A 3,962-nucleotide genomic window follows, 5' to 3' on the forward strand; every position below is an offset into this window, starting at 1 on the left:
TTGTCCTTGAACACCGCCACGACCTCGGCGGCAGCAGTAGCCCGCAGTTCCGCCTCTTGGGCCACCAGCGACGTCTCCTGGCCAGACGTACCCGACACCCGCACATACAACGCCTCACGGCGCGGCCGTTCCGCCTCACCCCGTCCGACGAACGCATCGAGCAACGCAGAGTCGAACCGACGCTCCCGACCAACCCACGTCACCGCCACCCGTCCCTCATCCGCCCACCGGCGCAGCGTCACAGGATGCACACCGATGTACTCAGCGGCCGGACCCAGACGCAGCAACGACATGATCAAGAACGTACCACATAGGTTCGCTTAGTTAATCAGCCAACACTTGCACACCCTCAGCGCGCCGCCGCGCTCCGGCTGACCTCGCCGGCCGACTCCTCGCCCAGCGCCACCCGCACCAGCGCCGACGCGAGCCGCCCGAAGTCGGCGTCGCCGACCAGGCCGGCCAGCCCGCCCGGGTTCGCCGGCAGCCCCAGCCGCTTCGCGCCGGCCAGGGTCCGCCGGTCGGCGTACGGGCGCAGGTCCGGCCAGACCGTCTGCGCCTCGCGCAGGAAGATGTCCGCCCCGGTGGGGCCGATGCCGGGGAACTCGGTGAGCAGCCGGCGCAGCGCCTGCCGGTCGCCGTCGGCCTCCCGGTGCATCCGCCGCAGGTCCCCGTGCCAGCGGTCCAGGCAGAGCCGGGCGCCGTTGTCCAGCATGGTGGCGGTCCGTTCGTCGTAGCGGCGGTAGTGGCCGCGGCCGAGCGCGTCGACCCGGTCCTGCCAGCTCGCCGCCTCCATCGCCTGCGGGGTCCGGTACCCGGCCGCGAAGAGCTCCCGCGCGGCGGCGAGGGCCACCCCGGCCCGGATCCGGGTGCTCAGCAGCGTGCTGAGCACCAGCAGCTGGTACAGCGGCTGCGGGCGGTCGGCCAGCCGGATCCCCGCCTCCTCGGCGTACGTCCGGCCCTGCCGGTCCAGCAGCACCCGCGCCATGTTCCGATCGTCCCGCATCCGTGGGGTGTACCCGTACCGCGTCGGCCCAGACCTGCGGCGGCGCCCCGGAATGCGTCCGACGGCGGCGGGTAACCCGTGCAGGTGCGCGGCCCACGTCGCGTGCTCCACCGGAAGGAGAGACCCGTGGTCAATCCGCAGCAGGAGGAGTTCCGGCGCAACAACAAGGGCGCCACGAGCCAGGACAGCAAGGGGCCCCGCTCGGCCGGGCATCCGCTGAACCGGGGCTCGTCGAACGCGGACGTCGGGCGGCCCGTCCCGAAGGGTCAGGTCTCGCCGTACGGCCCGGCGGGTGAGCCGGTGGCCGACGACGAGAGCGACGCCCGGGGCTAACGCCCGTGCCGCGACGGCGGCCGCAGCCGCTTCCAGGTGGCTGCGGCCGCCATTCCGTACGCCAGGTGCGGAACGATGTCAGCCAGCCAGTCCTTCGGTCGCCAGGTACGCGGGTGGGACACGCCGAGCGCGGCGATGGAGCCGTCCGTGGTGGCCATGACGCCGCCGCCGAGCACCCCGGCGGCGATCGGGAGCGGGACCCGTCGGCGGGCGGCGAGGAGGCCGAAGGCGGCCCCGGCGGCGATGCCGGTGGCGTACCCGAGCACGGGCCCGAGGCCCGAGCGGCGGGTGGCCGCCCGGTCCTCGGGCCCGAGGTCGACGTGCGCGGCCTCGGCGAGCCGCCGCACGGTCTCCTCCGGGGTGCTGCTCGCCGGGCGGGCCCGCGCCGCGATGTCGAGGTAGCCCATCACGTTCAACGCGACGGTGCCCACCGCACCCGCGATCGCGCCGTCGACCAGGGGCGCAGCTCTCACTTCGGGTCGCCCGGTTCGCGTTCGCCCTTCGGGCCGAACGTCCGTTCCCCCCGTACGACGCCCCGTTGGCCGCGGTCGTCCTGCAGGATCCGGTTGGCGACCTGGTTCGCCTCCTGGTCCGACGCCCGCCCGGACTGCTCGATCAGATCGCGCAGCCGCGCCCGTTCCTTGTCGTACGCGCTGCTGCCCGGCCGTGGTCCTGGCATCGCTGCCTCCTCCTGTAGGCGTGCCCGGCTCGTCTACCCGGCGCCGTCGGGGTCATTCGTGCCGGCGACGCTCACGCGGGGGAGCGGACCACGGCGACCGGGCACGCGGCGTGGTGCAGCAGGGCGTGGCCGACCGAGCCGAGGAGCAGCCCGGTCAGCTCGCTCCGGCCCTGGCTGCCGACCACCAGCAGCTGGGCCCGGCGGCTGGCCTCGGTGAGCGCGGCGACCGGCCGGCCGTGCACCACCGCACGGGTGACGGGGACCTCCGGGTACCGCTCGGTGAGCCCGGCGAGGGACTCGGCGAGTATCCGGGTCTCCTCCCCGCGCAGCTGGTTCTCCTCGTAGACCAGGGGTTGCATGTCGCCGGGGCCGCTGGAGACCGGGTGCGGGTAGGCGTGCACCGCGTGCAGTCCGGCGCCGCGCACCGCCGCCTCCTCGACGGCGAACTCGACCGCGGCCCGGGACAGCGCCGAACCGTCCACCCCGACCACCACCGGCCCGGCCGCGTGCTCCTCGCCCCGGACCACCAGCACCGGGCAGTCCGCGTAGGAGGCCACCTGGATCGCCACCGAGCCGACCACCAGCGACGCGAAGCCGCCCAGGCCCCGGTCGCCGAGCATGATCATCGCGGCGGTGGGGGACTCGCCGACCAGCACGGCGGAGGCCTCGCCGTCGATGATCTCCCCGGAGGCCCGTACCCCCGGCGCCGTCGCCTCCGCCTCGGCCACCGCCGCAGCCACCAGCTCCTGCGCCTGGCGCCGCAGGCCGCCGCCGGGCCCCTCGGCGACCGGATTCATCGCAGCGTGCAGCAGCGGCCAGATGAAGCCGTGCACCACCCGCAGCGGGCGGTGCCGGCGGGCCGCCTCGGCCGCGGCGAGGCGGACGGCCCGCAGCGCCGGCTCGGAGCCGTCCACGCCGACCACCACCGCCGCGCCGTTCGCCGAGTTCACCGCTGCACCTCCTGGCCGCCGGACGCCCGCGGCCAGTATCGCGGCCGGCGGCCGGTCCACGGGGCGATACCGCCGGAGCCGCCCCGTGGGTACGCTGTCGACCACCGCCCGGGGAAGGGAGCCTCGTCGATGGCCGAGCCCGACCAGCCGAGCACCGCCCGCATGATCGACTTTTGGCTCGGCGGCGAGCACCACTTCCCGGTCGACGTGGCCGCGGCCCGCGCCTTCGAGGAGGCGTACGGACCCTGCGCGGTGGTCTTCCGCTCGCTGCGGGAGTTCCTCGGCCGGGCGGTCCGGTCGATCGCCGACGCGGGGGTGGACAGCTTCCTGGTCTTCGGGGCCGGCGTGCCGACCCGGGGCAATGTGCACGAGGCCGCTCCCGAGGCGACCGTCCTCTACACCGACGTCGACCCGGTGACCATCCGGCTCGGCCAACGCATCCTCGCCGGCAGCGACCGGGCCGGCTACGGGTTCGGCGACGCCACCGACATCGGCACGATCGATCCCGCCCAGCTGCACCGGTTCGTCCCGGGCTGGGGGGGGCGGCCGGTCGGGGTGGTCTTCCTCGGGCTGGCCGCGTTCCTCGACGACGAGACGCTCTCCCGGACTCTGGACGAGCTCTACGAGGCGGTCGCGCCGGGCAGCTTCCTGGCCGTCGACTTCGCCGGGGAGGAGCTGGCCGCGTACCCCCGGGCGTTGGCGCTGATGGGCCCCGCGTTCCGGATGCGCCCGCCCGCCGCGTTCGGTCCGCTGCTGGGCCGCTGGGAGCCCACCGCCGATGGCGTCGGGCCGGTCGCCGGGTGGCGTCCGGACGGCGAGCCGGCCGCGGTGCCGGACCCCTTCTACGGCGCGGTGGCCACGAAGCCGTCCGCCTGACGGGCCCCGCCTCCCGTCCCGCCGCCCCTCGACCCGGCCCCGCGAGGGACCCGCCGCCGGCTCGGGTGCCCTGCCGCACGCCGGTCGGAACCGGCGTCGGGGATGCCGGCACGCCTCCGTA

7 protein-coding genes are annotated in these 3,962 nt (G+C 75.5%); 2 read left to right on the forward strand and 5 right to left on the reverse strand.

The features are described 5' to 3' along the window. Together DKT69_RS24835 and DKT69_RS24840 are read right to left on the reverse strand one after the other, a co-directional pair. On the reverse strand, positions 1-293 hold a 293-nt coding region (locus DKT69_RS24835; protein WP_109803923.1), incomplete at its 3' end, for a helix-turn-helix domain-containing protein. A gap of 56 nt (positions 294-349) precedes the next feature. Continuing rightward, complete coding sequence (locus DKT69_RS24840) at positions 350-1,003, reverse strand: hypothetical protein (protein ID WP_109803918.1); 654 nt, start codon at positions 1,001-1,003, stop codon at positions 350-352. Positions 1,004-1,129: 126 nt separating this feature from the next. Here DKT69_RS24840 and DKT69_RS24845 point away from each other — a divergent pair, with 126 nt between their 5' ends. Beyond that, positions 1,130-1,336: a hypothetical protein gene (locus tag DKT69_RS24845; protein WP_109803919.1), complete on the forward strand. Its 207-nt coding sequence runs from the start codon at positions 1,130-1,132 to the stop codon at positions 1,334-1,336. Here the strand turns inward: DKT69_RS24845 and DKT69_RS24850 are convergent. The 3 genes from DKT69_RS24850 to DKT69_RS24860 form a co-directional block, all read right to left on the reverse strand. Continuing rightward, entirely contained in the window at positions 1,333-1,809 is a 477-nt protein-coding gene (locus tag DKT69_RS24850) for a hypothetical protein (protein WP_109803920.1), read from the reverse strand. The two genes, DKT69_RS24845 and DKT69_RS24850, sit on opposite strands and share 4 nt — an antisense overlap. Then, positions 1,806-2,015 (reverse strand): phosphatidylethanolamine-binding protein, encoded by a 210-nt coding sequence (locus DKT69_RS24855; protein ID WP_109803921.1) that lies wholly within the window; start codon positions 2,013-2,015, stop codon positions 1,806-1,808. The genes DKT69_RS24850 and DKT69_RS24855 overlap by 4 nt, the downstream gene beginning before the upstream one ends. 71 nt (positions 2,016-2,086) lie before the next feature. Then, positions 2,087-2,965, reverse strand: coding sequence for a universal stress protein (locus DKT69_RS24860; RefSeq protein ID WP_109803922.1), 879 nt, complete (start codon positions 2,963-2,965; stop codon positions 2,087-2,089). A 129-nt stretch (positions 2,966-3,094) separates the two neighbouring features. Here DKT69_RS24860 and DKT69_RS24865 point away from each other — a divergent pair, with 129 nt between their 5' ends. Further along, on the forward strand, positions 3,095-3,841 hold the full coding sequence (locus DKT69_RS24865; RefSeq protein WP_109803924.1) for an SAM-dependent methyltransferase: 747 nt from the start codon (positions 3,095-3,097) through the stop codon (positions 3,839-3,841). Positions 3,842-3,962: the final 121 nt, after the last annotated feature.

It is taken from the genome of Micromonospora sicca (assembly GCF_003172935.1).
In the GTDB taxonomy this organism is placed as follows: Bacteria; Actinomycetota; Actinomycetes; order Mycobacteriales; family Micromonosporaceae; genus Micromonospora; species Micromonospora sicca.

What these genes read in the sequence shown, in the direction of transcription:
- DKT69_RS24855 (WP_109803921.1), bottom strand. Translation starts at nt 2,015, where the DNA reads ATGCCAGGACCACGGCCGGGCAGCAGCGCGTACGACAAGGAACGGGCG.
- DKT69_RS24865 (WP_109803924.1), top strand. Translation starts at nt 3,095, where the DNA reads ATGGCCGAGCCCGACCAGCCGAGCACCGCCCGCATGATCGACTTTTGG.
- DKT69_RS24840 (WP_109803918.1), bottom strand. Translation starts at nt 1,003, where the DNA reads ATGCGGGACGATCGGAACATGGCGCGGGTGCTGCTGGACCGGCAGGGC.